Genomic DNA, 26,585 nt, shown 5'->3' with positions numbered 1-26,585 from the left:
GTCCTTTCGTCTTCCCCGGGCCGGGTCCCGCAGCGGTCGCCCGACCAGGGCAGCAGGGAACGAGCGGCAGGCCGGTCCGCCCGGCATGCCGATGTCCTCATTATGCACGCAGTGCGTGCAACGCCAAGTGCATAAGTTAGGCTGAGGTCCGACGAGAGGGGCACGATGGCAGGCCGAAGGCGCTGGTCAACCGAAGAGATCCTGGACGCGGCGGCGGAGCTGCTGCGCACGAGCGACACGGATTCGTTCAGCGTGCGCAAGCTGGCCGCGGCCCTCGGGACCGACTCCTCCAGCCTCTACCGGCACTTCCGCAGCAAGACCGAGCTGCTGCGCGCTGTCGCCGACCGGATCCTCCTGGCCGCGGTGGACGGCTACCACCCCGAGGGCGACTGGAAGCAGCGCATCACGGCCCTGGCCCTGCGCGTGAGAGAGGCCTTCCGGCAGCAGCCCCAGCTCGCCGCGGTCTGGGGACGCTACGCGTCGAGCGGTACCGGTTCCCGGCTGGTGATGGAAGAGGTACTCCAGGCCCTGCGCGCAGCGGGAGTGCCCGACGAGGAGATTCCGGCGCGCTACCACCGGATCGCGATCCTCATCGCCGCGCTGATCGCCTCCGAGGCCGGGGTCAGCGCCATCACCCCCGAGGAGCAGGAACAGGGCATGGAGCTGTTCCGCGTCGCGGTGCTCGGCGCCGACCCCGAACGCTTCCCCGCCCTGGCCCACTTCGCCCGCGACGTCCGCCCCCTGGGAGTGGACCGCCGCGCAGCGTTCGAGGAGATCCTCGCGGCGCACCTCGTCCACATCGAGGCGCACCGCGCGGGATTCAGCGGCGCGGGCACTCCTTCCACGCCATGTGATACTCCGTGCTGATGTCGCCGTCCGTCGAGTCCATCGTCATCAAGCTGGTCCTCGCGGGGTCCGAGGTGCCCGCGTCCACGCGCAACTCCGTGTTGATGTTGAAGTTGCGCCGCTCCCCGCACGGCGCCCAGACCAGTTGCGCCCAGTCGGTCGTGTCGGTGGCCTGCCAGTTGTCGTTGTAGGCGCCCTTGAACTCATGGGACTTCGCGGCCGTGTTCGGTGAGCCCTGGAAGTAGTACGAGGCCTTCTCGATGCCCTTGGCGCCCGGCTGGAGCGAGGCGTAGCCGCGGTAGTCCGCGCTGGCGATCGCGTACGTGAAGCCCTGCGGCACGTACACGATGAGGTTGAGCTGGCAGTTCTTGCGGAACGCGGTGGGGTCCGCGCTGCCGCCCGCCTGGGCGAGGTAGTCGCTGTAGGTGACCGTGAAGGCCGTGTTGTCCTCGGAGACGGCGACGGCCGCGGTGCCGCGCGGGCAGCCCGAGCCGTTCACCGTGGCGACCTCGATCACGATCTTGTCCGGCGGCGGTTCGAGGGTCCCGGCCGGGCTGTGCGCGGGAAGCGTCGAGCCGATCAGCGCCGCGACGGCGCCGCTCAGCAGCAGTGCACCAGCCATGGTTCTCCGTTCCATTGCGAAGGAGGGGGGTGGGAGAAGTGCCGTGGTGCGTGGAGCCGCGGTGCGTGAAGCGGAATGCGTGAGCGAGGGGAGCGTACGGACCAGTGGGAACGGCTGCCAGAGCGATGTCCGGCCATTCCGCCGACGCCAACTCCGCACGGGCTGACGCCTCTTGACGGGTATACGCCGCCGCCAATCTCTGGTAGGAAACCTTCCTAACAGTACGCGGAACGAACTCCCCCCTTCAGGAGGCCCTCGTGCAGACCCCCCACCCCGCCCATCCCACCCGCCGCACCCTCCTCACCTTCATCGGCGCCGCCGCCCTCGCGGGCCCGCTCATCGCCTCGCAGACGGCGACGGCGACTCCGGCAGCGGTGAGCGCCATCGGGCTCGACGATCCGGCGAAGAAGGAGATCGCCATGAAACTCGTCTGTAGCGCCGAGAACTCCAGCCTCAACTGGAAGGACTACTACCGCTACATCGAGGACATCGACGACGGCCGCGGCTACACCGCTGGCATCATCGGCTTCTGTTCCGGCACCGGCGACATGCTGGACCTCGTCGAGCTGTACACCCGGCGCAAGCCGGGCAACGTCCTCGCCAAGTACCTGCCCGCCCTGCGCGAGGTCGACGGCACCGACTCGCACGAAGGGCTCGACCCCACCTTCGTACGCGACTGGGAGCGCGCCGCCGAGGACGCGGCGTTCCAGAAGGCGCAGAACGACGAGCGCGACCGCGTCTACTTCAACCCGGCCGTCAAGCAGGGCAAGGCGGACGGCATCGGCGTACTCGGCCAGTTCTGCTACTACGACGCCATCGTGATGCACGGCGACGGCACCGACTCCACCAGCTTCCGCAACATCCGCAAGCGCGCGCTGCGTTCGGCGAAGCCGCCGGTCCAGGGCGGTGACGAGGTGAAGTACCTCAACGCCTTCCTCGACGCGCGCGTCTGGGCGATGAAGCAGGAGGAGGCCCACGAGGACACCAGCCGGGTCGACACCGCGCAGCGGGTGTTCCTCAGGAAGAGGAACCTCAACTTGGACCCGCCGCTGGACTGGAAGGTGTACGGCGACTCGTACCACATCGGCTAGTAGGCGACACGGACGACCGCGCCCTTCTCCAGGGCCACCCACAGCGCCCCGTCCGGGCCCACGGTGATGCCGTGCGGTTCGGACGACGGCGTCGGAAGCTCGTACTCCTGGATCACCGCCGCCTGGAAGGGCGTTGACGTGATGCGGCCGACGCGGTTCGCTCCCCACTCCGTGAACCAGCAGTCCCCGGCCTCCGTCGCGACGATGGCGTGCGGCTTCGCGGTTCGGTCAGGGAGCGGGAACTCCTCGATCCGGCCGTCCACCGAGATCCTGCCGATCTGCCCGGCCATGATCTCGACGAACCACAGGGCCTCCCCGTCGGAGGCGATCCCCACCGGCCCCGCGCCCTCCGTCGGCAGCGGATGGAGGTCGACGTGACCGTCGGTACCGATGCGGCCGATCGCGTTCGCCTGGTTGAGCGTGAACCACAGCGCGCCATCGGGCCCCGGCGCGATCGCCGAGGGGAAACCGCCCTCGGTCGGCAGGACGAACTCCACTATCTCCCCGTCGGCGTCCACGCGGCCCACCCGGTCACTGTTCATCCCCGTGAACCACAGCGCGCCGTCCGGCCCTGACGTGATGCCGTAGGGCCCGCTCCCGGGCGACGGCACCCGGAACGCCTCCGTCTTGCCGTCGACCGTGACGCGCCCGATGTGGTGGTCCTTGGTCCGGGCGAACCACAGCGCGCCGTCGGGCCCTGGGGTGATGACGGTCGGGCCGCACTCCGGTGCCCCGAGGCCGTACCGCGTGAACTCCCCCTCCACGGTGAGGCGTGCGACCTCACCGCTGCCGTTGAGGGTGAGCCACAGGGCGCCGTCGGCCCCGGCGGCGATCCCGTACGGACCGACTCCCTCGTCGGCCACCCGGATCTCGTGGAGGTGTGGGCCACGGCTGTCTGACACGTCTGACCTCACGTCTGACACGGCGGTTCCTTTCGGCGAGGGCCCGAATCGGCGCGCGGGGCCCGGAGATCCCCGCCAGCTTCGCAGCCCCGCCGAGTCAGGTCGAGTCAGTATGTGATCACGTCACCGGCTGGCCGGGGATCCGCGTCTGAGCGATCTCCCCGCCAGGCTCCATCGGTGCCGTCACCTCGTCGTCGTCGCGGCCCCCGCCGATGTGGTTGAAGACGAGGTTCAGGAGCACGGCCGCCACACAGCCCGTCGAGATGCCCGAGTCGAGGATGATCTTCGCGGTCTCCGGGAACGCGTGGTAGAACTCCGGCGCCGCGATCGGGATCAGGCCGACGGCCAGCGAGACGGCCACGATCAGGACGTTGTTGTCCTTCTCCAGGTTCGCCTTGACCAGCGTCTGGATGCCGCTCGCCGCGACCGAGCCGAACAGGACGACGCCCGCGCCGCCGAGCACCGGGCGCGGCACGACCGCGATCAGCGAGGCCGCCATCGGGCACAGGCCCATCAGGACCAGGAAGCCGCCGCCCGCCGCGACCACGTACCTGCTGCGGATCTTCGTCATCGCGACCAGGCCGATGTTCTGGGCGAAGGCGCTGCACATGAAGCCGTTGAAGAGCGGGCTGACCGCCGAGCCGAGGCAGTCCGCGCGCAGACCCGCCGCGATGGTCCTCTCGTCGGCGGGACGGTCCACGATCTCGCCGAGGGCGAGCATGTCGGCCGTCGACTCCGTCATCGAGACGACCATCACCACGCACAGGGAGACGATCGCCGCCGCCGCGAACTGCGGGGCGCCGAAATGGAAGGGCGTCGGGAAGCCGACGATGTCCGCCTCACCGACCGGGCTGAAGTCCGTGACGCCGAAGGGGATCGCGACGAGCGTGCCGACGACCAGACCGAGCAGGACCGCGATCTGCTTGACGAAGCCGGTGGTGAAGCGGCGAAGCAGCAGCACGATGACGAGCGTGATGCCCGCGAGGGCGAGGTTCTTGGTCGAGCCGTAGTCGTCGGCGCCCGGCACCGGGCCCTGCGCCCAGCCGAAGGCGACCGGCATGAGGGAGATGCCGATGAGGGTGATGACCGTACCGGTGACGACGGGCGGGAAGAACCGCACCATCTTGGAGAAGAACGGCGCCGCGATGAAGCCCAGCACACCCGCGACGATCACCGCGCCGAAGATGACGGGGAGCGCGTCGTCCTTGTCGTTCGTCGAGTCGACGACGGCGAGCATGGGCGCGACACCGGCGAACGTGACGCCGTTGACGAAGGGCAGCCGGGCGCCGATCCTCCAGATGCCGAGGGTCTGGAGGAAGGTGGCGAGGCCCGCGGTGAACAGACAGGCGCCGGTCAGGAAGGTGAGTTCCTTCGCGGAGAGGCCGACGGCCGCGCCGACGATGAGCGGCGGGGCGACGACGCCCGCGTACATGGCGGCCACGTGCTGGAGGCCGGTGGTCGCCATCTTCAGGGGCGGGAGCTTCTCGTCGACCGGATGGATACCTTCCGGTCGTATGGCCCCCTCGTCGGAGTCGGGGTCCGGGGTGGTGCCTTGCTTGGTGAACCTGGGCTGAGTGGCCACGGTGGCTCCTCCGGTTGTTTTCCAGCCCCGGCTGGGCGCCGGCACTTTTCGCTTCTGGGAGGTGGGGGGTGGTGCTTGGTGCAAGGACTTGCTCGGTCGTGCGGTGGTGGAAATGCGCCCAGGTAGTACTGACCGCCCCGGGAACGTGAAGCTTTGGGCCACGTTCCGGGGCGGCACTTGAGCAGCCCGCTCGGCTGCTCAAGTCCGGTCAGGGGCCGTCCCCCCTGACCGGAGTTCTTGGGTTCAGCTCTCGGCGGCGATCCGCGCGAGGCGCTGCGCCTCCTCCCGCGTGGAGCGGGCGATGGCGTCCTCGTCGGCGTGCAGCAGGCGGCCGTTCTCGACGACCGGCCTGCCGTTGACGAGGGAGAGCGTGACCGGGGCCGCCGCGCCGAAGACGATGGCGGTCACCGGGTCGGCGATCGAGGCGTGCCCGATGCCGTCGATCTTCCACAGGACGAGGTCGGCGAGCTTGCCGGCCTCCAGGGAGCCGATCTGGGTGGCCCGGCCGAGGACCTGCGCGCCGCCGTACGTGCCGAGGCGCAGGGCCTGGCGGGCGTTCAGGGCGGCCTCGCGGTGGGCGCCGAGGCGGTTGATCAGCAGGGCGTTGCGCAGTTCGGTGTGGAGTTCGCCGGACTCGTTGGAGGCGGTGCCGTCGACGCCGAGGCCGACCGGGACGCCCGACTTCAGCATGTCGGGCACGCGGGCGATGCCGGCCGCGAGGCGCGCGTTGGAGGACGGGCAGTGGGCGACGCCCGTGCCGGTGCGGGCGAACGCGGCGATGTCGGAGTCGTTCATGTGGACGCAGTGCGCCATCCACACGTCGTCACCGAGCCAGCCGGTCGACTCGAAGTAGTCGGTGGGGCCCATGCCGAACAGCTCGTGGCAGAACTTCTCCTCCTCGACCGTCTCGCTGCCGTGGGTATGCAGCCGCACTCCCAGGCGGCGGGCCAACTCGGCGCCCTGCTTCATGAGTTCGGTCGACACCGAGAACGGTGAGCAGGGGGCCACGGCCACCTGCGTCATCGCGTCGAAGGAGGCGTCGTGGTGCTTCTTGACGGTCTCCTCGGTGGCGGCGAGCGCGCCCTCCAGGGTCTCCACGGCGAAGTCCGGCGGCAGACCGCCGTCCTTCTCGCTGCGGTCCATCGAGCCACGGGCCAGGGTGAAGCGCACGCCCATCTCGGAGGCGGCGCGGATGATCGACCCGGAGAGGTCGCCGGAGCCCCGCGGGAAGACGTAGTGGTGGTCCATCGCGGTGGTGACGCCGCCGCGGGCCATCATGCCGAGGGAGCCCTGGGCGGCCGCGTACGTCATCTGCTCGTCGATGCGCGCCCACGTGGGGTAGAGCGCCACCAGCCAGTTGAAGAGGTTGTGGTCGGTGGCCAGACCGCGGGTGATCCACTGGTAGAAGTGGTGGTGGGTGTTGACCAGGCCGGGCGTGGCGAGGTGCCCGGTGCCGTCGACACGGCGTACGACGTTCTCCAGGCCCTCGGGGGCCTTGCCCGCGCCAATGGACTCAATCTTGTTGCCCTTGACGACGATGTGGCCCGAGGCGTACTCGGTGTCCTCGGCGTCGACGGTCGCGATGGCGACGTTCTCGATGACGATGCGGTCTGCCGAAGGTGCCATGGTGCTTCCTAACTGGTGAGTGGCGTGGGGGTCCCCCCTGCTCCTTAAGAGCTTGGGGGAGGGCACGGCATGACCCTAGGGAGATTTGAGTGCCGCGGCCGCGCCCTGGGCGCTGCCACGGGTGCCGAGATGGTGGAAGAACAGGTTGAGCGAGACCGCGACGAGCGCGCCGGCGCTGATGCCGGAGCCGAGGACGGTCTGCGCCCAGGCGGGGAAGTCCGCGTAGAAGGTGGGCGCGGCGAGCGGGATGATGCCCGCCCCGAGCGACACGGCCACGAGGACGATGTTGGAGCTGTCGTCCAGGCCCGCCTCGGAGAGCGTGCGGATGCCGCTGACCGCGATGGAGCCGAAGAGGACGATGCCGGCGCCGCCGAGGACCGGCATGGGGACCACGTTGACGACCGCGCCGAGCACGGGGAAGGCGCCGAGGACGATGAGCGTGGCGCCCGCGACGGCGACGACGTAGCGGCTGCGGACGCGGGTCAGCGAGACGACGCCGACGTTCTGCGCGAAGGCGGAGGTCGGGAAGCCGCCGAAGACGGGGCCGACCAGGGTGGCGATGCCGTCGGTGCGCAGGCCGCGGGTGATGGTCCTCCCGTCGGTCCTGCGTTCGCAGATCTCGCCGAGGGCGAGCATTCCGGCCGCCGACTCGGTCATCAGGACCAGCATGACGATGCAGAGCGAGAGGATCGCGGCGGGCTGGAAGACGGGGGCACCCGCGGCGAACGGCGTGGGCAGCGCGGCCAGCGGCGCCGACTGTACGGAGGTGAAGTCGGCGAGACCGAAGGGGATCGCGGCCAGCGTGCCGATGAACATGCCCGCCAGCAGGGCGACTTGTTTGAGGAAGCCGCGCCCGAAGCGCTGGAACATGAGGATGACGACGAGGGTGAACGCGGCGAGCGCGAGGTACTTCATGTCGCCGAAGTCCGGGTGGGTCTCGTCGCCGCCTTGCGCCCACTTGACGGGTACGGGCATCAGCGTGACGCCGATGAGCGTGATGACGACGCCGGTGACCAGCGGCGGGAAGAAGCGCAGGAGCTTGCCGAAGAAGGGGCCGACCGCCAGGCAGAAGACGCCCGCGACCATCACCGCGCCGTAGATCGCCGGGAGTTGCTCGCCCTTGGCGTTGGTCTCGGCGATGGCGAGGATCGGCGCGATACCGGCGGAGGAGGCCGCGTTCACGAAGGGCAGGCGGTTGCCGGCGAAACCCTTGACGCCGAGCGTTTGCAGAATGGTGGCGAGACCGGCGATGAGCAGCCCGGCGGCGATGAGCCGGGTCTGGGCCACGGTGTCCAGGCCGCAGGCCTGGCCGATGATGAGCGGAGGGGTGACGACACCCGCGTACATGGCGGCGATGTGCTGAAGCGCGGCGGGGACGAGCCGCGAGGGGTGGAGCTTCTCATCCACCGGGTGACAGCCGGGAGTTGAGCCCCCGTCACCTACGGGTGGGGTGGAACACGGACCGTCTGCCGGCCCCTTTGCAGGCTGTGCCATTGCTGTTCCCTCCGGTGTGGCGCGCCCCCTCCCACTGCGGGGAGGAGGGGGCGCGCGTCCCGCGTCAGAGGTTGGTCATGTCGACCGGGATCTTCGGCTCGACGCCGTCCCGCAGGATGGTGGCCTCGATGAGGCCGTACGGGCGGTCGGCGGCGTAGTAGACGGCCCCGTCCTTGGCTTCGTTGTCGAGGCCGAAGGGCGTCAGGTCCTGGCGGAAGTGGTGCTTGTTGGGCGCGGAGAAACGGATCTCGTCGATCTCGCTGCGGTTGTTGATGACCCGCGAGCCCATTTGGTAGAGCGTCTGCTGGAGGGAGAGCGAGTAGGTCTCCACGAAGGCGTGCAGGATGTGCTTCTTCGCCTGCTCGTAGCTGCGCTCCCAGCTGGGCATGCGCTGCTCGTCGCCGGTCCAGTTGTGCCGCCACCACGTGGACAGGGAGGTGGCGAGGATACGGTCGTAATCCTCTTGCAGCGTCGTGTACTTGTCCTTGATGTAGCCCCAGAACTCGGAGTTCGTGGAGTTCATCACGGTGAGGTCCTTGAGCCCCGAGAGCACCTCGAACTTCTCGCCGTCATAGGTGATCTGGGCGAGCCGCGTCTCCTGGCCCTTGCGGACGAAGGAGTGCTTGACCTCGTCGGCGCCGATGAACTTGGAGTTGCTGTCGGAGCCGCCGATGCGCTCCCAGGCGTACTCCTCGATGCGGATCCGCGCGCGGTGGATCGAGGGCTGGCTGTCCACGAAGTGCCGGGCGAGGTGGATGCCGTACTGCTCGGCGGAGTCGATGCCGTACTCCTTGGCGAACGCGAAGCAGGTGTTCTTCGTCGTGTCCGTCGGCAGGCAGTTGGCGTTGGAGCCGTTGTAGTGGACGTCGTCCAGGTCGCCGGAGAGGGCGACGGAGACGTTCAGGTCCTTGATGTGATGGGTGTCGCCGTCCCGCGTGATCTTTACGACCCGGTTCTCAGCCTTGCCGTACTGGTTCTGTCCCAGAATGGTGGGCATGTCTGCTAGCTCCCTCGGTAAACGGAGTAGCCGAACGGGTTGAGCAGCAGCGGTACGTGGTAGTGCTCGCCCGGCGTGACGGCGAACGTGATCGCCACCTCCGGGAAGAACGCTCCGCTCGCACCGCTGTCCCGATTCGCGGGGGCGTCCTGCTGCGCCTCGGCTTGCTGGTTGTTCTGCTTCTTCGGCTTCAGGAAGTACGCCTCGGTCTCGAAGTCGAGACGTACGTGGGTGGTGCCTTCCGGCAGCGCCGGCAGGTCCTTGCAGCGCCCGTCCGCGTCGGTCGCGCTGCCGCCGAGCGCCTCCCACCGCGCGTCCCGGCCGGCGCGGGCCGAGAGGGAGATGGCGACGCCCTCCGCGGGGCGTCCGAGGCTGGTGTCCAGGATGTGCGTGGACACCGAGGCGGTGGTCTCCGTACTCATGCGCTCTCTTCCTCTTTCCACTCTTCGACGAGGCGGGTCAGGCGGATGCGGTTGATCTTGCCCAGTTCGGAGCGGACGATCTCGCGCTCCTGCTCGGGCGAGTTGCCGATCCGTTCCTTGACCGCGTCCCGCATCTGCTCGCCGGTGCGTCCGGTGGCGCAGATCAGGAAGACGTGGCCGAACTTCTCCTGGTAGGCCAGGTTCAGTTCGAGCATCTCGGCCTTCAGCTCCTCGGAGGCGCCCGCCATACCCCGCTGCTCGCGGGACGAGGTCGGGTCCCCCGGCTTCGGGCGGCCGATCGGCGGATGCCCCGCCATCGCCTCGGCCAGATCCTCCGCGGTCAGCTCGGCCATGGCGGCGTCGCTCGCGGCGAAGAGGTCCTCGACGGTGGCGTAGGGGCGCCGGGAGAGCAGCTTGCTTCCCCAGGCCGATGAGGCGCAGGCCTCGTGGAGCGCGGCGGCGGCCGCGGACCGCGCCGAGGCGTTGAACCGGGCGAGGCCCAGGGTCGTACTCGAAGTCACGGGTACCTCCGTGGCCTTGTGCGGGTCGGGCTGCGGATAGCTAACGCCAGCCGAAACACCACGTCAACACTTTGTTGAAAACTTCGAGTAACAAAGGCCGCCGTCCGGTTAACGGAAGGCGGCCTTCTGGGGGCTGGGTGAGGACGGCCTGCGCCGCCCCGCTCAGGTGGAGCGGTTCAGGTAGTTGTACACCGTAAAGCGACTCACCCCGAGGGCGGCGGCGACCGTCTCCACGCCGTGGCGGACCGAGAAGGCCCCTCTCGCCTCCAGTATCCGCACGACCTCCTGTTTGGCCTTGCGGTCCAGCTCGGCGAGCGGCCGGCCTTGCTTGCGCTCCAGGGCGAGCAGGATGTGGTCCAGGGAGTCGGCGAGCTGCGGCAGCCGTACGGCCACCACGTCCTCGCCCTCCCAGGCCAGGACCACGTCGTCGGTCCCCGCCTGGTCCGGCGGCATCAGCTCGCCGCCCATGGCGTCCACCAGCGGCTTGACCGCGGTGACGAAGGGGTCGTCCCCGAAACCGGTCACTTATCCGCCTCCCCCGACTGCCGCGGCTCCCCCGGTTCGCCGATCACGTTGACCTGGAGCGAGACCCTGGTGGCTCCCGCGCCCAGGGACTGGCGCAGCATCGCGTCGACGGCGGTCAGGACCGCGTCGAGGTCACCCTCGGCCGTATTGCCGAAAGGCCCTACGTCCACCGCGTCCAGCGGGGCCCCCTGGATGACCTCCCGGGCCACCAGCGCATGCGCCGGGGCCTCGTCGAGGTCGAAGGGTTCGGTCGTGAACTCCACTCTCAATCGCACGCGGCCAACCTACTGCCGGGGCGTGATTTTTCGGCAGTCCCCTCTTGACAGCCTCCGCGAACCGGAGGCAGTCTTCCATCAAGCAGAAATGAACTTCCGCAATACGGAAGGAGCGCGGAAGCCCCATGGGATACTCCGACCAGCGCTTCAATGTGAACCTGTCGATCCTCTTCACCGAGCTCCCGCTCCTGGAGCGCCCCGCGGCCGCCGCGAAGGCCGGCTTCGGCGCGGTCGAGCTGTGGTGGCCCTGGGTCGACGCCCCCACCCCCGAGCAGTCCGAGCTCGACGCCCTGAAGAAGGCGATCGAGGACGCGGGCGTCCAGCTGGTGGGGCTGAACTTCTACGCGGGGCAGCTGCCGGGCCCCGATCGCGGCGCCCTGTCGATCCCCGGCGAGGAGAGCGAGAAGTTTCGCGCGAACCTCGCGGTGGCGGCGGACTTCGCCCAGTCGCTCGGCTGCAAGGCGCTCAACGCGCTGTACGGCAACCGTGTCGACGGCGTGGACCCGGCCGTCCAGGACGAACTCGCCCTGAAGAACCTGGTATTGGCGGCCCGCGAGGCCGACCGCGTGGGCGCGGTGCTGCTCATCGAGGCCCTGAACAAGCCTGAGTCGCCGCTCTGCCCGATCGTCAGCGCGCCCAAGGCGATCGAGATCGTCGACAAGGTGAACGCCGCGACCGGGCTCGGTAACGCGAAATTCCTCATGGACCTGTACCACCTGTCCATGAACGGGGAGGACTTGCCCTCAGTCATCTCGCGGTACGCCGCGAAGACCGGGCATGTGCAGATCGCGGACGACCCCGGGCGGGGGGCGCCCGGGACGGGGTCCCTGCCTCTGGAGGCGTTGCTCGATCAGCTGCGGGACGCGGGTTACGAGGGGTGGGTCGGCCTGGAGTACAAGGCCGGGGACCGGCCCAGCGAGGAGTCCTTCGGCTGGCTGTCCGGGGCGAACTAGCCCGCCGCTCCGCGGCGGATGCCTCCCACCCACCCACCCGTTACTCCGCGTCAGATCCTCGCCGCAGGAACGACGTAGTACCGCAGTCAGAAAGGCACCCTCATGAGCAACCTCGCAGATTCCTCCCGCCCTGCCCGCCCGGCGATCGCGTGGATCGGACTCGGCATCATGGGCTCCCCCATGTCCGAGAACCTGATCAAGGCGGGTTACTCCGTCACCGGCTTCACCCTGGAGCAGGACAAGCTGGACCGGCTCTCGGCCGCCGGCGGCACCGCCGCGAAGTCCATCGCGGAGGCCGTCAAGGACGCCGACGTCATCGTCACGATGGTGCCCGCCTCCCCGCAGGTCGAGGCCATCGCGTACGGCCCGGACGGCATCCTGGAGAACGCGAGGCCCGGCGCGCTGATCGTCGACATGTCGTCGATCACGCCGCAGACCTCCGTCGACCTGGCCAAGGCCGCCAAGGAGAAGGGCCTGCGCGTCCTGGACGCCCCGGTCTCCGGCGGCGAGGCGGGTGCCATCGAGGCCGTCCTCTCCATCATGGTCGGCGGTGACCAGGCCGACTTCGACGAGGCCAAGCCGCTCTTCGACGCCCTCGGCAAGACCATCGTGCTGTGCGGTCCGCACGGCTCGGGCCAGACCGTGAAGGCCGCCAACCAGCTGATCGTCGCCGTCAACATCCAGGCGTGCGCCGAGGCCGTGGTCTTCCTGGAGAAGTCCGGCGTGAACCTCCAGGCCGCGCTCGACGTGCTGAACGGCGGACTGGCCGGCTCCACCGTGCTGACCCGCAAGAAGGACAACTTCCTGAACCGGGACTTCAAGCCCGGCTTCCGGATCGACCTGCACCACAAGGACATGGGCATCGTCACCGACGCCGCCCGCAACGTGGGCGCCGCACTGCCGGTCGGCGCGGTCGTCGCCCAGCTCGTCGCCTCCCTGCGCGCCCAGGGTGACGGCGGCCTCGACCACTCCGCCCTGCTGCGCTCCGTGGAGCGCCTCTCGGGCGCCGAGCTGTAACAGCTCCTCATGAACTTCCGGGCCGCGGCGGCGCTGACACCTGTCCTGTCGCGCCCAGGCGCCGCCGCGGCCCGGAACCACAACCACAAATTCAACAAACTGTTGACGTAGCAGTTCAGGGCTCCTTACGCTCCGAGCACCTCAGCAGTCACAGCACGGAAGGTCACCATGTCGAAGCGCGTGCTTACGACCGAGTCCGGCGCCCCGGTCGCCGACAATCAGAACTCCGCCACCGCCGGCGTCGGTGGCCCGATCCTGCTCCAGGACCAGCACCTCCTGGAGAAGCTGGCCCGCTTCAACCGTGAGCGCATCCCGGAGCGCGTCGTGCACGCCCGCGGCTCGGGCGCCTACGGCTACTTCGAGGTGACCGACGACGTCACCGGCTTCACCCACGCCGACTTCCTGAGCGAGATCGGTAAGCGCACCGAGGTCTTCCTGCGCTTCTCGACCGTGGCGGACAACCTCGGTGGCGCGGACGCGGTCCGCGACCCGCGTGGCTTCGCGCTGAAGTTCTACACCGAAGAGGGCAACTACGACCTCGTCGGAAACAACACCCCGGTGTTCTTCATCAAGGACCCGATCAAGTTCCCCGACTTCATCCACTCCCAGAAGCGCGACCCCTTCACGGGCAAGCAGGAGCCGGACAACGTCTGGGACTTCTGGGCGCACGCCCCCGAGGCGACGCACCAGATCACCTGGCTGATGGGCGACCGCGGCATCCCCGCCTCGTACCGCCACATGAACGGCTACGGCTCGCACACCTACCAGTGGACGAACGCCAAGGGCGAGGCCTTCTTCGTCAAGTACCACTTCAAGACGAACCAGGGCATCCGCTCCCTCTCCAGCGAGCAGGCCGCCGAGATCGCGGGCAAGGACCCGAACTCGCACCAGACCGACCTGCTCCAGGCGATCGAGCGGGGCGTGAACCCGTCCTGGACGCTGCACGTGCAGATCATGCCCGCGTCCGAGGCGGCGGACTACCGCTTCAACCCGTTCGACCTCACCAAGGTGTGGCCGCACAAGGACTACCCGCTCCAGCGCGTCGGCCGCCTGGTCCTCGACCGCAACCCGGACAACGTCTTCGCCGAGGTCGAGCAGGCCGCGTTCTCCCCGAACAACTTCGTGCCGGGCATCGGCCCCTCGCCCGACAAGATGCTCCAGGGCCGCCTGTTCGCCTACGCGGACGCGCACCGCTACCGCCTGGGCGTCAACCACACCCAGCTCGCGGTGAACGCCCCGAGGGCGGCGAAGGCCGACAACTACGGCCGCGACGGCCTGATGGCGTCCAACGCGTACGGCCGCGACCGCAAGAACTACGAGCCCAACTCGTACGACGGCCCGGCCGAGACCGGCCAGCCGCTCTCCGCCCCGCTCGCGGTCGCCGGCTACACGGGTACGCACGCGGCCCCGACGCACACCAAGGACGACGACTTCTTCCAGGCCGGTGAGCTGTACCGCCTGATGTCGGAGGACGAGAAGTCGCGCCTCGTGGCGAACATCGCCGGCGGTCTCTCGCAGGTCTCCCGCGACGACGTCATCGAGAAGAACCTCGCCCACTTCCACGCCGCCGACGCCGACTACGGCAAGCGCGTCGCGGAAGCCGTCCGCGCCCTGCGCGAGGACTGAGGCACGGTCACACCCAATGCTGCGCCGGTGAGTTGACGGGAGGTCTACTCTTCGGCGCTGAGCCCGCACCGCTGTCACGAACCCGGATGAGGGGTGGTACGTGACACAGGCGCGCGGGCACGGTCCGCGGCGGCTCTGCGAGCCAGTGCGGTGGTCAAGGTCCGGCGGATTCCTTCTCGACCTGAGGGAGGGGAACCCACGGCCCGTCGCACCCGCCGCGGCCCCAACCCCCTCGCGGGGCCCACGAACTCCGCCCGGCAGCACGTATGCATGTTTCGCCAGTCGCGCGCCGTCGGGCGGCAACAACTTCACACCAGCACCAGGCCGGAGCGCCGGGGTACGGACGGTCCCGTACCCCGGCGCTCTTTCGTGCCGCCTCAGCTGATCGCCTCGCCCGACTCCAGTCGCGCCAGCATCCGTTCGAGCCGCGCGGTGCGGGTGGCGGGGGTCTTCGCCGTCATCAGGCGGTGCAGGACCACATAGCGCTCCGACTTGGTGAGGGCCTCGAACGTCTTGTGAGCCGCCGGGCTCGCGGCGAGCGCGGCGGCCAGGTCGTCCGGCACGGTGGCGTTGCGCTGCGACTCGTACGCCGCGTCCCAGCGTCCGTCGGAGCGCGCCAACGTGACCTCGGCGAGGCCGGGTTCGCGCATGCGGCCCTCGGCGGTCAGCTCCTCGATCCGGTCGACGTTCACCTTCGACCAGAGGCTGCGCGGACGGCGGGGGGTGATCTTCTGGAGGTAGTGGACGTCGTCGTACGCCTTCCGGTGGCCGGTGATCCAGCCGTAGCAGAGCGCCACGTCGTTGACCTCCGCGGCTGTCACCGAGGCCACCCCCGCGCCCTTCTTGGCGATCTTCACCCAGACTCCCGGGGTGTCGCCGTGGTGCTCGTCGAGCCAGTCCTCAAGACGGGACGCGTCAGCGCAGGTCATGACCTTCAGGCCGGCAAGTGAATCCATCCGGCCACGCTACGCGAACAGGTGTGCCCCGCGGGGAACATCGAGAAGGGGCGGCCCACCCTCTCGGGTCGGCCGCCCCTTCTCGATGTGGCGGGTGCTGTCAGACCTTCAGGGGGCGGATCGCCGTCGGCGCGTGACCCGGCTCCGTCGCCAGCTCCTCGAACTCCTTGACCGCGCTGATGTCCGCGGTCGGGCTCATCGAGATGTTCGTGATGCGCTCCAGGATCGCCTCGACGACCACCGGCACGCGGTGTTCGGCCGCGAGCTTCTTGGCCTGCTCGAAGGCCGGCAGCAGCTCGTCGGGCTCGGTGACGCGGATCGCCTTGCAGCCGAGGCCCTCGGCGACCTTGACGTGGTCGACGCCGTAGACGCCCAGCTCCGGGGAGTTCTGGTTCTCGAACTCCAGGTTGACCTGGAAGTTGATGTCCAGGCCGATCTGCGCCTGCCGGATCAGGCCCAGGTAGGCGTTGTTGACCAGGACGTGGACGTACGGGATGCGGTGCTGCGCGCCGACCGCCAGCTCCTCGATCATGAACTGGAAGTCGTAGTCACCGGAGAGGGCCACGACCGGCGTCTGCGGGTCGGCCTTGGCGGCACCGAGCGCGGCCGGGATGGTCCAGCCGAGCGGGCCCGCCTGGCCGCAGTTGATCCAGTGCCGCGGCTTGTAGACGTGCAGCATCTGGGCGCCCGCGATCTGCGAGAGGCCGATCGTGGTGACGTACCGCGTCTCGGGGCCGAAGGCCTTGTTCATCTCCTCGTAGACGCGCTGCGGCTTCATCGGGACGTTGTCGAAGTGCGTACGGCGCTGGAGGGTCTCCTTGCGCTCCAGGTGGGAGGCCACCCACTCCGAGCGGTCGGGCAGCCTGCCCGCGGCCTTCAGCTCCTTCGCCACCTCGACGAACAGCTCCAGGGCCGCCTTCGCGTCCGACGCGATGCCGTAGTCCGGCGCGAAGATCTTGCCGATCTGCGTCGGCTCGATGTCGACGTGCACGAACTTGCGGCCCTGGGTGTAGACGTCGAGCTTGTAGCCGGTGTGGCGGTTGGCCCAGCGGTTGCCGATGCCGAGGACGAAGTCCGACTCCAGGAACGTGGCGTTGCCGTAGCGGTGGCCGGTCTGCTGGCCGACCATGCCCGCGTTCAGGTCGTGGTCGTCGGGGATGGTGCCCCAGCCCATCAGGGTCGGCACGACCGGAGTGTTGGTGATCTCGGCGAACTCGACCAGGAGGTCGGAGGCGTCGGCGTTGATGATGCCGCCGCCCGCGACGATCAGCGGACGCTCGGAGGCGAGGAGGAAGCCGATCGCCTTCTCGATCTGGGCGCGGGTCGCGGACGGCTTGTAGACCGGCAGCGGCTCGTACGTCTCCGGGTCGAACTCGATCTCGGTCTGCTGGACGTCGATCGGCAGGTCGATGAGGACCGGGCCCGGGCGGCCCGAGCGCATCAGGTGGAACGCCTGCTGGAAGATGCCGGGGACCTGCGCGGCCTCCAGGACCGTGACGGCCATCTTGGCGACCGGCTTGGCGATCGTCGCGATGTCGACGGCCTGGAAGTCCTCCTTGTGGAGCAGGTGCGTCGGCGCCTGGCCCGTGATGCAGAGGATCGGGATCGAGTCACCGGTCGCGGAGTACAGACCAGTGATCATGTCGGTGCCCGCGGGGCCCGACGTGCCGATGCAGACGCCGATGTTGCCCGGGTTGGACCGGGTGTAGCCCTCGGCCATGTGCGAGGCGCCCTCGACGTGACGCGCGAGGGTGTGGTCGATGCCACCGCCCTCCTTGAGCGCCTTGTAGAAGGGGTTGATCGCGGCGCCCGGCACACCGAACGCGTTGACGACGCCTTCGCGCTTGAGGATCTCAACTGCCGCGCGGGCAGCGGTCATACGAGCCATGGGGTTCTCCTGCTTCGACAGCTTCGACAGCTTTTCGGCTGCCGGATACGGCTGGCGGATCCGGCTCCCGTCGCGCCCCGCGGTGAGCTTCTGTTTCCGCATTGTGGAAAGAATGTTCTGCTATATGGAAGCAATGTAAGGGGGTGCGCCGGACAGCGTCAAGGGACGGGCCAACTTGCCCTCGGCGGGCGCCGGTCGGGTGGAGGATGGCGGGAGACGGCGCGAGGGGCGACGGTCGCCCCGCTGAGCGCGACGGCACGGTGCGCGGCGGCGCGCGGCAGGCGGTGGTGACGATGGCGGACGGCGGCGTCCCGGTCCGGTGCCCGGAGTGCCTGCGCGAGCATCTGTACGCCCCCGCGCCCCTGCCCTGCGCGTGCGGCGCCCCCATGACCGCGCCGGTGGCCAGGGGCGTGCCCGCGACGCCGGTCACCGAGCGGAGCTGGGCGGACGAGTGGGTCACCGTCCGCTGCTGGGCCTGCGGCCGTCAGGGCCAGTGGCCGCGGCCGGAACTGGACTGCGACTGCGGCGCCGTCCTGCGCGTCCCCGTCGTCCCGGCACCCGGGGCACCGGTCCCGGGCAGGTCCACTACGGCCCCGAGCACGGCAATCGGCAACACGGCGGCCCGCCCCCGCCCCGCCTTCCGGCCGGTGACCATCCGTGACACCCGCGACGCCGTGACCGTGGCCGCGCTGTATCTGCGGTGGCTCGGCTACCTCAACACGCGCAGCGCCGCCCGGCGCCCGCCGTCGGGGACACGGATCGCCGCGCGCGGGATGCTGGCCCAGGTCGACCCCGGCCTGCACCGCACCGGCCTGCGCGATGTCGAGTGCCTGTGGCTCACCGCCGCGACCGGCACCGACGACACCCCCGCCACCTGCGCCTTCTTCTCCCTCGCCGGATATACGGACGAGGCCCGCGCCCGCGCGGACGCGCTCGACGTGCCGCTGTTCATCCTGGACCTCACGGGCACGCCCCAGCCGGTCAACAGCGCGGCGGACGACCTCATCGCGAACGGAGCCTGACGCGGGCCCCGAGGGGCCCGTCTTCGAATTGGCACACATGTTCGATCGAGGAGTACGCTGACACCATGGCACGGCACCAGCTCCAAGGGTCACTCTTCGATCAGAGCGACGACACGCGCCTGCGCTCCCTGGACGGAATCCGCAGGACGGTGCTCGGCGACGGGGCGTGGATCGACCTCCTGCCGGGCTGGCTCACCGGCGCCGACGCCCTGTTCGAACGCCTCGCCGCGGACGTCCCGTGGCAGGCCGAACGCCGCCAGATGTACGAGCGGGTCGTGGACGTACCGCGCCTGCTCGCCTTCTACCGCGCCGGTGAACCACTGCCGCACCCCGTACTCGACGAGGCGCGCCGAGCGCTTTCCGCGCACTACGCGACCGAACTCGGCGAGGAGTTCACGACGGCCGGCCTGTGCCACTACCGCGACGGACGCGACAGCGTGGCGTGGCACGGCGACCGCGTCGGCCGGGGCGCCCGCGAGGACACGATGGTCGCCATCCTCTCCGTGGGAGCCCCTCGCGACCTGCTGCTGCGCCCGCGCCGAGGCGGTGCGACGGTCCGCAGGCCGCTCGGGCACGGCGACCTGATCGTGATGGGCGGCTCCTGCCAGCGGACCTGGGAACACGCGGTCCCCAAGTCGGCGCGGGCCACCGGCGGGCGCATCAGCGTCCAGTTCCGCCCGCACGGAGTGCGCTGACCGGCCTCCCCTCCTTCAGCGCCCGCCGCGGGGCCTCAGCGCTCGCCGCCGGTCCTCAGATGCAGCACATGCCGTACGAGGGCCAGCGCGGCCAGCGCCGCCACGAGCCCGCAGACGCCCGGCCAGCCGAAGGCGCCGTAGGAGCGCGCCCCGAGCCAGGAACCGATGCTTCCGCCGAGGTAGGCGCACGTCATGTACGCCGTGTTGAGCCGGGAGCGCGCCTCGTCGCTCAGCGCGAAGATCCGCACCTGGTTGGCGACCATCCCCGACTGCATCGCGACGTCCAGGAGCAGCGACCCCACCGCGAGCGCCGTGAGGCCCATGGCCCCGCCGAGGCCGCCGAGCAGGAGGACGGCCGCCGCCGCGAGCACCGCGAGGATCGTGACCAGATTGACCGCGTCGGGCCCCCGCCGGTCCACCTGCCGCCCCGCGAGCGGCGTACAGATCATGGTCCCGGCGTTGACCAGGGCCAGCAGGCCGACCGCCGAGGCGCCAAGGCCGTAGACGGGACCGGTCAGCACCAGGGCGACGCCCGTCCACAGCGCGGAGAACCCGCCGAAGAGCATCGCCTGATAGAAGCCGGACCGCCGCAGCTCCGGTTCGGTGCGCAGCAGGTGGAGGGTCGCGCCGAGCAGTGCGGGGTAGCTCTGCCGGGAGGGCGCGGTGGCCTTCGGCAGCGCGCGGGAGAGCACGAGCGCGAGGAGCAGGGCGAGGGCCGCCGTCGTGAGGTAGGGGGCGCGCCAGCCCAGCCACTCGCCGAGGCTCCCGCCGAAGGCGCGGGACAGGAGCATGCCGCCGATCGAGCCGCTGAGCAGGGTGCCGGTGACGGCGCCGCGCCGCCCCTCCGGAACCAGCCCCGCCGCCATGGGCGCCACGATCGGCGCGATCACGGTGGTGACGCCGACGAGGACGCTCGCGCCGATGAGCGGCACGAGCCCGGGTGCGAGGCCCCCGCCGAGCAGGCCGAGTCCGGCGAGCGAGAGCAGCGTGACGATGAGGGGCCGGCAGGGGAGGCGGTCGCCGAGCGGTACGAGGAGGAAGATCCCGCCCGCGTAACCGAACTGGGTCGCCGTCACCACCAGCGTGGCGGTATCGGCCGACACGCCGAGGCCGTCGGCGACCAACGGACTGACGGCCTGCGGGAAGTAGACATTGCCGACCGCCACACCGCACACGACGGCGAGCAACAGCACCATGCCGCGGCCGAGTCCGGGCGGCGCGCCGGGCCCCACCGTCGGCTCCGCGGTCGGCTCCTCGGTCGGCTCCGCTTCGGGCCGGACGCCGCCGCCGGTCGTCGCTCTCTCGATCACCGGCACACGATCCACGCCCGGACCGTGGCGGCACAACCGTTTTTCACCGGGCCATACTCACCCCATGCAGATCCGCCCCGCCACAGCCGGCGAACTCCCCGTGCTCCAGGACATCGAACGCGCCGCGGGAGAGGCCTTCCGCGCCCTCGGCATGGACGCCGTCGCCGACGACGAGCCGCCCACGACGGCGGAGTTGGAGCGTTTTCGCCGGGCGGGGCGGGCGTGGGTCGCCACGGACGAGGACGGCACCCCCGTCGCGTACGTGCTCAGCGAGCCCGTCGACCACGCCGAGCACATCGAGCAGGTCACCGTGGACCCCCGCGCCGCCCGCCGCGGGGTGGGCCGTGCGCTGATCGAGCACGTGGCGGACCGGGCCCGCGCGGAGGGCAGGGCCGCCCTCACCCTGACGACGTTCGCCGACGTGCCGTGGAACGCCCCGTACTACGCCCGCATCGGCTTCCGCCCGCTCACGGAGGCCGAACTCACGCCCGGCCTCAGGAAGATCGGGGCGCACGAGGCGGAGCTGGGCCTCGACCGGTGGCCCCGCCTCTGTATGCGCCGCGCCCTCACGGCGGACGTCACTCCCCGTACCGCTCCCTGAGTTCGATCTTGCGCACCTTGCCCGAGACCGTCATCGGGAAGGACTCCAGGATCCGCAGCGCGGCCGGGACCTTGTAGTGGGCCAACTTCCCCTTGCAGTAGGCCCGGAGGTCCTCCAGCGTCATGCCCTCGTCGGGGTTCCGCAGGATCACGCAGGCCAGCGGCACCTCGCCGTACCGCTCGTCGGGGACGCCCACCACCTGGACGTCGGCGATCTTCGGGTGTCCGTACAGGAACTCCTCGATCTCGCGGGGGTAGATGTTCTCGCCGCCCCTGATGATCATGTCCTTGATGCGGCCGACGATCCGGACGTAACCGTCCTCGCGCATGACCGCCAGATCGCCCGTGTGCATCCAGCGCCCGGAGTCGATGACCTCGGCGGTGCGCTCGGGTTCGTTCCAGTAGCCGAGCATGACGCTGTAGCCGCGGGTGCACAGCTCGCCGGAGGCGCCGCGCGGCAGCGTCGCGCCGGTCGCGGGGTCGACGACCTTCACCTCGATGTGCGGCAGGACCCGGCCGACGGTGCCCGTGCGGCGCTCCAGGTCGTCGGTACGGCGCGTCTGCGTGGAGACGGGGGACGTCTCGGTCATGCCGTAGCAGATGGAGACCTCCTCCATGTGCATCTCGGCGACCACCCGCTTCATCACCTCGACCGGGCAGGGCGAGCCCGCCATGATGCCGGTGCGCAGCGAACTCAGGTCGTACGTCGCGAAGTCGGCGAGGTTTAGCTCGGCGATGAACATGGTGGGCACGCCGTACAGCGAGGTGCAGCGCTCGCGCTCGACGGCGTGGAGCGTGGCGACGGGGTCGAAGGACGGCGCGGGGATGACGATGCAGGCGCCGTGCGAGGTGGCGGCGAGATTCCCCATGACCATGCCGAAGCAGTGGTAGAAGGGCACGGGCAGACAGACCCGGTCCTGTTCGGTGTAGCCAACCGTACGGCCCACCCAGTAGCCGTTGTTGAGGATGTTGTGGTGGGAGAGCGTGGCCCCCTTGGGGAAGCCGGTGGTGCCCGAGGTGTACTGGATGTTGACCGGGTCGTCGCAGCTCACCGCCGCCTCTCGCAGGGTGAGTTCGGCCGGGCCGGCGGACGCCGCGGCGTCGAGCAGCGCGTCCCACGATCCGTCCCCGATGTAGTGGACAGCGCGCAGTTCGGGACAGTGGGGCCGCACCTCGTCGACGAGCGCGCGGTAGTCGCTGCCCTTGTGGGCCTGCGAGGCGACCAGGACGCACACGCCCGCCTGCTTGAGTACGAACTCCAACTCATGTGCGCGGTATGCCGGGTTGATGTTCACCATGATCGCGCCGATGCGCGCGGTGGCGTACTGCACGAGCACCCACTCGGCGCAGTTCACCGCCCAGATCCCGACGCGCTCCCCCTTGCCGACGCCCGCCCCCAGAAACCCGCGCGCCAGCCGCTCGACGGCGTCGCCGAACTCGGCGTACGTCCAGCGGGTACCGGACGCCACGTCCACGAGGGCGTCCCGCTCGGGCCAGGCCGCGACCGCCCGGTCGAGATTGCGCCCGATGGTGTCGCCGAGGAGCGGGGTCCCGCTCGTGCCGTGGGCGTACGCGAGTCCGGCCGCCCCGGCTTCCTGGTCACGCCCCGTGTTCGCCTTCTGCGCCATGCCGTCAAGGATGCCCCGAGAACGCTCTTCGCTCGGCCGCTTGCGGCATTTCGGCCCGCCCTCCCCGCGCAGCGACCACAATATGCGCATGGGTGATGACTGGAAGCGACAACTGGACCAGCTCCACGCCGGTTTGGTGCGCCGCGACGATCCCGCCGAGCTGGTGACCGAGGCCGATGCCGTGGACGCGTCGTACCGTTACCCGCATCTCGCGGTCCGCGGACCCGTCTTCGGTCTCGCCGTGCAGGACCCCGCGGCCGGGCCCGACTGGCGGGTGCTGAAGCCGATCGTGGACGGCATGCCCCAACAGGCCAGGGACGCGCTGAACTCGGTGTTGTGGTTCAAGGCCAAGGACGACACCGACGACCCCGCCGAGCGCCGCGATCTGCTGGCGGCGGTCGCGATCCTTGAGCGCGAGCCCGTCGACGAGCTGGAGGTCCGCGGCGTGCGCTACCGCGTGGTGCGAGGCGACGAGTTCGCGCGCACCGGCGCCGACGGCCTGGAGCCGCCCCGGCCGACGGACCCCGAACCGCCCGACCGGTCGTGGACCGGACGGCACGACGCTCCTTCCACGGACCCCGGTTTCGTCCTGGACCCCACCGAGGAGACCCCGGGGCTGATGACGAGCGCCCTGAAGCTGGGGCTGCGGGACTTCGCCTACACCGGCGCGCGCTTCCCCGTCGACGTACGCGCGGACTCCCAGCGGGCCGTCACCACCCATCCGGGCATCGTCCTGATGCCCGTCGGCTTCGGCGTGGCCGAGCGCGGCAAGACGGGGTGGACGCCGCGGACTTCCCTGATGCCCACCCCGCACGACGCCCGCCGGCTGCTGTACGACGCGATGACGGAATCCTGGCCGCTGCTCTACGAATTCGACGCCGAGGAGAAGGCGGCGCACGCGCGGGCCGCCGAGCGGTTCAAGGCCGCCGCTCACGCCAACGAGGCGCGCGTGGGCGACACCCTGTACCGGATCTGCCGTACCGAGCGGCTGGTCCGCGTCGGCCCCGACGGCCCGGAGCCGCCCCGCCCCTCGGACGTGGACTCCTACGGACCCATGAAGATGCACCCCACGATGGACGAGGACGGCACGCTCCACTACGACGACTGACTCACCGCAGCTGCCGCCTCAGCAGTTCGTGCAGGCGCCCGCCCGTGTCCGCCAACAGCTGGGCGGGCGGCCCCTGTTGCACGACGCGCCCCTGTGACATGACGATCACCCGGTCGGCGTCCATGACGGTGGAGAGGCGGTGGGCGATCACGACGCGGGTGGCGTTCAGGGCGCGGGTGCTGTCGATGACCGTGCGCTGCGTCTCGTTGTCCAGGGCGCTCGTCGCCTCGTCGAAGAAGAGGACGCGGGGGCGGCGGATCAGTGCCTGGGCGATCATCAGGCGCTGGCGCTGGCCGCCCGAGACCGCTCCCCCGCCGGAGATCATCGTGTGCAGGCCCATCGGCATCCGCTTGATGTCCTCGGCGAGACCGGCCATCGCGGCGGCCTCCCACGCCTCCTCCTGTGTGAACGACTCCGCGCCGCGGATGCAGTCCAGGATCGATCCGCTGAGCGGCTGGGCGTTCTGGAGCACGACTCCGCACTGGCGGCGCACGGCCGACTGGTCCAGGGCGGCCAGGTCCTGACCGTCGTAGAGCACACTGCCCGAGACCGGCCGGTCGAAGCCGATCAGAAGGCGCAGCAGCGTCGACTTGCCGCAGCCGCTCGGGCCGACGACGGCGACGAACTCGCCCGGACGGATCGAGAGCGACACGTCGTCGAGGACCAGGGGGCCGTCGTCCGAGTACCGGAAGGACAGGCCGCGGGCCTCGATCGCGCCCTGGAGCTCACCCGGCTGCGTGCTCGCGTCCCGCACCTCGGGCGCCTCGTCCAGGACCGGCTTGACCTGCTCGAACATCGGGAGCACCGCGGCCGCCGAGATCAGCGCGCCGGTGAGCTGCGTGACGGACGTCAGCAGCATCGTCACGGCGGTGCTGAAGGTGAGGAACTCCCCTGCGGTCAGGCTGCCCCGGGCGGGGCCCGCGAGGAGGACGAACATGATGAGCGTGCACAGGGGGAGGTAGACGGAGTTCAGGACAGTCGTCGCGTTCTTGATCCGGCCCGCCCGCCGTTGCAGCTCGCGGCTGCGCGCGAACTCCTCCGCCCACGCCGCGTACGCGAAGCTCTCCGCCCCGGCCACCCGGAGTTTGGGCAGGCCGCGCAGGGTCTGAAAGGCCTGGTTGTTGAGCTTGTTGCCCAGCTCGACCAGGCGCCGCTGCCAGCGCAGCTCCCCTAGGCCGAGGGCGAGGAAGACACCGGCGATGACGGCGAGCATCGCCAGCGCGGCCAGGGCGAGGGGGACGCTGTAGAGCAGCAGCAGGACGAGGTTCATCGCGCCGACCGTGCTCGACTGGAGCGCCACGGGGCCGATGCCCGAAAGGACCCGGCGGATGGCGCTGACGCCCATCGCCGCGCTCGCCAGTTCACCGGTGGAGCGGGAGGTGAAGAAGCGGGTCGGCAGCCTCAACAGCCGGTCCCAGACGGCTGGTTGGAGCGCACTCTCCATCCGTCCCTCCATCCGCAGGATGGTGAGGTTCTGGAGCAGCATGAACGCCGCGGAGACGATGCTGGTGACCATGACGGCCAGGGAGACCTGGACGACGAGGCTCTTCTCGGCGTTCGGCACGAACACGCCGAGCACCTGCCCCGTCGCGAGCGGCACCAGCGCGCCGGTCGCGACCGTCACGAGCGTGGCGAGCGCGAGGTTGCGTACGTCGCCACCGGTACCCCGCAGGCTGAAGCGGAAGAGCTGCCACGGCGTCAGCCTCCCCTCGGGCAGCGGGCGGTAGAACATGACGGCCCGCGGTGCGAACTCGTCCGCGTTGGTCTGGTCGACGCGGGTGCGCCGCCCGGAGGCGGGGTGCACCGACTCGTAGCCGCCGCGCCGCCACAGCAGGGCGACCGGTGTCCCGCTCGCGGCTCGGTATCCCACCAGCGGGCCCGTGTTCTCGCGCCACCAGCGTCCGTCGAGCCGGACGGGGCGGGTACGGATCCGGGAGGCCACCGCGACCTGCTCCACCGGGTCGAGCCGGTCGTTCACCGCGCCGCCGTCCGCCCGGTCGGCCAGCGTGATGCCCGCCGCCTCGGCGACCAGCCGGCAGGCCGCGTACGTGGTGTCTCCGCCGCCCCTGGAAGCGGCGCGGCGTGAACTTCCCCCGCCCGCGCGGCCGATGGAGGCGATCAAGGTCCGGTCGGCCTGCTCGCGGACGCTCTCGCCCGCCTTGATGCCGGCCGCCGTGCGGTCCTCGTGGGCCCGCTCCAGCCGTTCGATCCAGCGGTCGAGGGTCGCAAGGAGGCGGTACTGCTGGTTGACCATGCGCTGCCACATCACGGCGTCCACGAGCAGGGCGCCCGCGGCCTCGGCGCTGCAGGCGGAGCCGTACTGAACAGTGCCCGGCGCGACCGGCATCCAGAGGACGTCGTCGTCGGTCACCACGCCGTCGGCCCCTACGCCGTCGCCCAGGGTGCGACCGTCGAGCGGGGCCTCGAACAGGACCCGGTGGCCGCGCCCGATGCCGAGTACGAAGGCGTGCTCCAGGAGGCTCAGGGCCGCGTCCTGGGTGTCGTACCGAGTGGGGTACTGCTGCTCGTACGCCCAGGTGTTGTTGTGGTCGGGGTAGTCGGGCCGGTACAGCTCGCGCAGCGGGATGCGGCGCAGCGCGCAGCCCTGGAGGGGGCGCCCGAGCAGGGTGTGCTGGGGGCCTTCGGCCGGGCCGAGGAGCAGGGTGCCCGGTTCGAGGCGGCCGAGGAAGTGCCAGTGGCCCTGCTGCGCGGCGTCGACGGCGAACAGGTCGAGGGCGCCCGCAACCACGAGCCACAGCACCTGCGGGCCCTCCAGGTGCACGCTGCGCAGGTCCGTGCAGTCGACGGGTGTGCCGAGCGCGCCGAAGGCGGCGGCCACCGTGTCGTGGGGGTACGCGTGTTCCGGTACCGAGGTCACC

The 26,585-nt window shown here is 70.3% G+C and carries 24 protein-coding genes; 9 read left to right on the top strand and 15 right to left on the bottom strand.

Going from position 1 to position 26,585, the window contains the following annotated elements:
• Nucleotides 1–165: 165 nt before the first annotated feature.
• Nucleotides 166–867, top strand: a complete 702-nt coding sequence (locus CP975_RS29060; protein WP_055535849.1) for a TetR/AcrR family transcriptional regulator — start codon at nt 166–168, stop codon at nt 865–867.
• Here CP975_RS29060 and CP975_RS29055 read toward each other — a convergent pair.
• Nucleotides 821–1,468, bottom strand: a complete 648-nt coding sequence (locus CP975_RS29055; protein ID WP_055535846.1) for a DUF4360 domain-containing protein — start codon at nt 1,466–1,468, stop codon at nt 821–823. The two genes, CP975_RS29060 and CP975_RS29055, sit on opposite strands and share 47 nt — an antisense overlap.
• A 257-nt stretch (nt 1,469–1,725) precedes the next feature.
• Between CP975_RS29055 and CP975_RS29050 the strand changes: the two genes are divergently transcribed.
• Nucleotides 1,726–2,559, top strand: a complete 834-nt coding sequence (locus tag CP975_RS29050; RefSeq protein ID WP_150477526.1) for a chitosanase — start codon at nt 1,726–1,728, stop codon at nt 2,557–2,559.
• On the opposite strand, the gene CP975_RS29045 is transcribed toward CP975_RS29050, so the two are convergent.
• The 9 genes from CP975_RS29045 to CP975_RS29005 form a co-directional block, all read right to left on the bottom strand.
• Nucleotides 2,556–3,461, bottom strand: coding sequence for a Vgb family protein (locus CP975_RS29045; protein WP_055533592.1), 906 nt, complete (start codon nt 3,459–3,461; stop codon nt 2,556–2,558). The two genes, CP975_RS29050 and CP975_RS29045, sit on opposite strands and share 4 nt — an antisense overlap.
• Nucleotides 3,462–3,579: 118 nt before the next feature.
• On the bottom strand, nt 3,580–5,043 hold the full coding sequence (locus CP975_RS29040; protein ID WP_199783121.1) for a nucleobase:cation symporter-2 family protein: 1,464 nt from the start codon (nt 5,041–5,043) through the stop codon (nt 3,580–3,582).
• A gap of 243 nt (nt 5,044–5,286) precedes the next feature.
• Nucleotides 5,287–6,669: an 8-oxoguanine deaminase gene (locus CP975_RS29035; protein WP_055533589.1), complete on the bottom strand. Its 1,383-nt coding sequence runs from the start codon at nt 6,667–6,669 to the stop codon at nt 5,287–5,289.
• A 75-nt stretch (nt 6,670–6,744) separates the two neighbouring features.
• Nucleotides 6,745–8,163, bottom strand: coding sequence for a nucleobase:cation symporter-2 family protein (locus tag CP975_RS29030; protein ID WP_055533587.1), 1,419 nt, complete (start codon nt 8,161–8,163; stop codon nt 6,745–6,747).
• Nucleotides 8,164–8,227: 64 nt separating this feature from the next.
• Nucleotides 8,228–9,160, bottom strand: coding sequence for a factor-independent urate hydroxylase (gene pucL, locus CP975_RS29025; RefSeq protein ID WP_055533585.1), 933 nt, complete (start codon nt 9,158–9,160; stop codon nt 8,228–8,230).
• A gap of 5 nt (nt 9,161–9,165) precedes the next feature.
• Entirely contained in the window at nt 9,166–9,582 is a 417-nt protein-coding gene (uraH, locus tag CP975_RS29020; RefSeq protein ID WP_055533583.1) for a hydroxyisourate hydrolase, read from the bottom strand.
• Nucleotides 9,579–10,103 (bottom strand): 2-oxo-4-hydroxy-4-carboxy-5-ureidoimidazoline decarboxylase, encoded by a 525-nt coding sequence (uraD, locus tag CP975_RS29015; protein ID WP_055533581.1) that lies wholly within the window; start codon nt 10,101–10,103, stop codon nt 9,579–9,581. Before uraD ends, uraH begins: the two co-directional genes overlap by 4 nt.
• Nucleotides 10,104–10,265: 162 nt before the next feature.
• Entirely contained in the window at nt 10,266–10,628 is a 363-nt protein-coding gene (locus CP975_RS29010) for a helix-turn-helix domain-containing protein (protein ID WP_055533579.1), read from the bottom strand.
• On the bottom strand, nt 10,625–10,903 hold the full coding sequence (locus CP975_RS29005; protein WP_070321262.1) for a thiamine-binding protein: 279 nt from the start codon (nt 10,901–10,903) through the stop codon (nt 10,625–10,627). Before CP975_RS29005 ends, CP975_RS29010 begins: the two co-directional genes overlap by 4 nt.
• 125 nt (nt 10,904–11,028) lie before the next feature.
• On the opposite strand from CP975_RS29005, the gene CP975_RS29000 reads away from it, so the two are divergent.
• The 3 genes from CP975_RS29000 (at nt 11,029) to CP975_RS28990 (ending at nt 14,499) form a co-directional block, all read left to right on the top strand.
• Nucleotides 11,029–11,856, top strand: a complete 828-nt coding sequence (locus tag CP975_RS29000; protein ID WP_055533576.1) for a TIM barrel protein — start codon at nt 11,029–11,031, stop codon at nt 11,854–11,856.
• A gap of 102 nt (nt 11,857–11,958) precedes the next feature.
• Entirely contained in the window at nt 11,959–12,873 is a 915-nt protein-coding gene (locus tag CP975_RS28995) for a 2-hydroxy-3-oxopropionate reductase (protein WP_055527072.1), read from the top strand.
• Nucleotides 12,874–13,041: 168 nt separating this feature from the next.
• Nucleotides 13,042–14,499: a catalase gene (locus tag CP975_RS28990; RefSeq protein ID WP_055527071.1), complete on the top strand. Its 1,458-nt coding sequence runs from the start codon at nt 13,042–13,044 to the stop codon at nt 14,497–14,499.
• 377 nt (nt 14,500–14,876) lie between these two features.
• On the opposite strand, the gene CP975_RS28985 is transcribed toward CP975_RS28990, so the two are convergent.
• Nucleotides 14,877–15,455, bottom strand: a complete 579-nt coding sequence (locus CP975_RS28985) for a YdeI/OmpD-associated family protein (protein WP_055527069.1) — start codon at nt 15,453–15,455, stop codon at nt 14,877–14,879.
• Nucleotides 15,456–15,555: 100 nt separating this feature from the next.
• Entirely contained in the window at nt 15,556–17,343 is a 1,788-nt protein-coding gene (gcl, locus tag CP975_RS28980) for a glyoxylate carboligase (protein WP_150477999.1), read from the bottom strand.
• Nucleotides 17,344–17,636: 293 nt separating this feature from the next.
• Here gcl and CP975_RS28975 point away from each other — a divergent pair, with 293 nt between their 5' ends.
• Nucleotides 17,637–18,365 carry a hypothetical protein gene (locus CP975_RS28975; protein ID WP_055527077.1) on the top strand — a complete coding sequence of 243 codons (729 nt, stop codon included), beginning with the start codon at nt 17,637–17,639 and terminating at the stop codon, nt 18,363–18,365.
• A 65-nt stretch (nt 18,366–18,430) separates the two neighbouring features.
• Nucleotides 18,431–19,060 carry an alpha-ketoglutarate-dependent dioxygenase AlkB gene (locus CP975_RS28970; RefSeq protein ID WP_055527065.1) on the top strand — a complete coding sequence of 210 codons (630 nt, stop codon included), beginning with the start codon at nt 18,431–18,433 and terminating at the stop codon, nt 19,058–19,060.
• A gap of 35 nt (nt 19,061–19,095) precedes the next feature.
• Here CP975_RS28970 and CP975_RS28965 read toward each other — a convergent pair whose 3' ends face one another.
• Nucleotides 19,096–20,256, bottom strand: a complete 1,161-nt coding sequence (locus tag CP975_RS28965) for an MFS transporter (RefSeq protein ID WP_055527075.1) — start codon at nt 20,254–20,256, stop codon at nt 19,096–19,098.
• 178 nt (nt 20,257–20,434) lie between these two features.
• On the opposite strand from CP975_RS28965, the gene CP975_RS28960 reads away from it, so the two are divergent.
• Nucleotides 20,435–20,971, top strand: coding sequence for a GNAT family N-acetyltransferase (locus CP975_RS28960; protein WP_055527064.1), 537 nt, complete (start codon nt 20,435–20,437; stop codon nt 20,969–20,971).
• Here CP975_RS28960 and CP975_RS28955 read toward each other — a convergent pair.
• Nucleotides 20,949–22,598: an AMP-binding protein gene (locus CP975_RS28955; protein WP_055527062.1), complete on the bottom strand. Its 1,650-nt coding sequence runs from the start codon at nt 22,596–22,598 to the stop codon at nt 20,949–20,951. The genes CP975_RS28960 and CP975_RS28955 overlap by 23 nt on opposite strands.
• 88 nt (nt 22,599–22,686) lie before the next feature.
• Between CP975_RS28955 and CP975_RS28950 the strand changes: the two genes are divergently transcribed.
• Nucleotides 22,687–23,706, top strand: a complete 1,020-nt coding sequence (locus CP975_RS28950) for a DUF5954 family protein (RefSeq protein WP_055527074.1) — start codon at nt 22,687–22,689, stop codon at nt 23,704–23,706.
• A 1-nt stretch (nt 23,707) separates the two neighbouring features.
• Here the strand turns inward: CP975_RS28950 and CP975_RS28945 are convergent, their stop codons facing one another.
• Nucleotides 23,708–26,584, bottom strand: coding sequence for an NHLP bacteriocin export ABC transporter permease/ATPase subunit (locus tag CP975_RS28945; protein WP_055527061.1), 2,877 nt, complete (start codon nt 26,582–26,584; stop codon nt 23,708–23,710).
• Nucleotide 26,585: the final 1 nt, after the last annotated feature.

It is taken from the genome of Streptomyces alboniger (assembly GCF_008704395.1).
Lineage (GTDB): Bacteria > Actinomycetota > Actinomycetes > Streptomycetales > Streptomycetaceae > Streptomyces > Streptomyces alboniger.
Note: the sequence above shows the minus strand (reverse complement) of the source record. Positions and strands in the feature narration are given on the sequence as shown.

Coding starts and splice junctions, on each gene's coding strand:
- CP975_RS29060 (WP_055535849.1), top strand. CDS start 166: ATGGCAGGCCGAAGGCGCTGGTCAACCGAAGAGATCCTGGACGCGGCG.
- CP975_RS29055 (WP_055535846.1), bottom strand. CDS start 1,468: ATGGCTGGTGCACTGCTGCTGAGCGGCGCCGTCGCGGCGCTGATCGGC.
- CP975_RS29035 (WP_055533589.1), bottom strand. CDS start 6,669: ATGGCACCTTCGGCAGACCGCATCGTCATCGAGAACGTCGCCATCGCG.
- CP975_RS29030 (WP_055533587.1), bottom strand. CDS start 8,163: ATGGCACAGCCTGCAAAGGGGCCGGCAGACGGTCCGTGTTCCACCCCA.
- pucL (WP_055533585.1), bottom strand. CDS start 9,160: ATGCCCACCATTCTGGGACAGAACCAGTACGGCAAGGCTGAGAACCGG.
- uraH (WP_055533583.1), bottom strand. CDS start 9,582: ATGAGTACGGAGACCACCGCCTCGGTGTCCACGCACATCCTGGACACC.
- CP975_RS29000 (WP_055533576.1), top strand. CDS start 11,029: ATGGGATACTCCGACCAGCGCTTCAATGTGAACCTGTCGATCCTCTTC.
- CP975_RS28995 (WP_055527072.1), top strand. CDS start 11,959: ATGAGCAACCTCGCAGATTCCTCCCGCCCTGCCCGCCCGGCGATCGCG.
- CP975_RS28990 (WP_055527071.1), top strand. CDS start 13,042: ATGTCGAAGCGCGTGCTTACGACCGAGTCCGGCGCCCCGGTCGCCGAC.
- CP975_RS28985 (WP_055527069.1), bottom strand. CDS start 15,455: ATGGATTCACTTGCCGGCCTGAAGGTCATGACCTGCGCTGACGCGTCC.
- gcl (WP_150477999.1), bottom strand. CDS start 17,343: ATGGCTCGTATGACCGCTGCCCGCGCGGCAGTTGAGATCCTCAAGCGC.
- CP975_RS28975 (WP_055527077.1), top strand. CDS start 17,637: ATGGCGGACGGCGGCGTCCCGGTCCGGTGCCCGGAGTGCCTGCGCGAG.
- CP975_RS28970 (WP_055527065.1), top strand. CDS start 18,431: ATGGCACGGCACCAGCTCCAAGGGTCACTCTTCGATCAGAGCGACGAC.
- CP975_RS28965 (WP_055527075.1), bottom strand. CDS start 20,256: ATGGTGCTGTTGCTCGCCGTCGTGTGCGGTGTGGCGGTCGGCAATGTC.
- CP975_RS28960 (WP_055527064.1), top strand. CDS start 20,435: ATGCAGATCCGCCCCGCCACAGCCGGCGAACTCCCCGTGCTCCAGGAC.
- CP975_RS28955 (WP_055527062.1), bottom strand. CDS start 22,598: ATGGCGCAGAAGGCGAACACGGGGCGTGACCAGGAAGCCGGGGCGGCC.
- CP975_RS28950 (WP_055527074.1), top strand. CDS start 22,687: ATGGGTGATGACTGGAAGCGACAACTGGACCAGCTCCACGCCGGTTTG.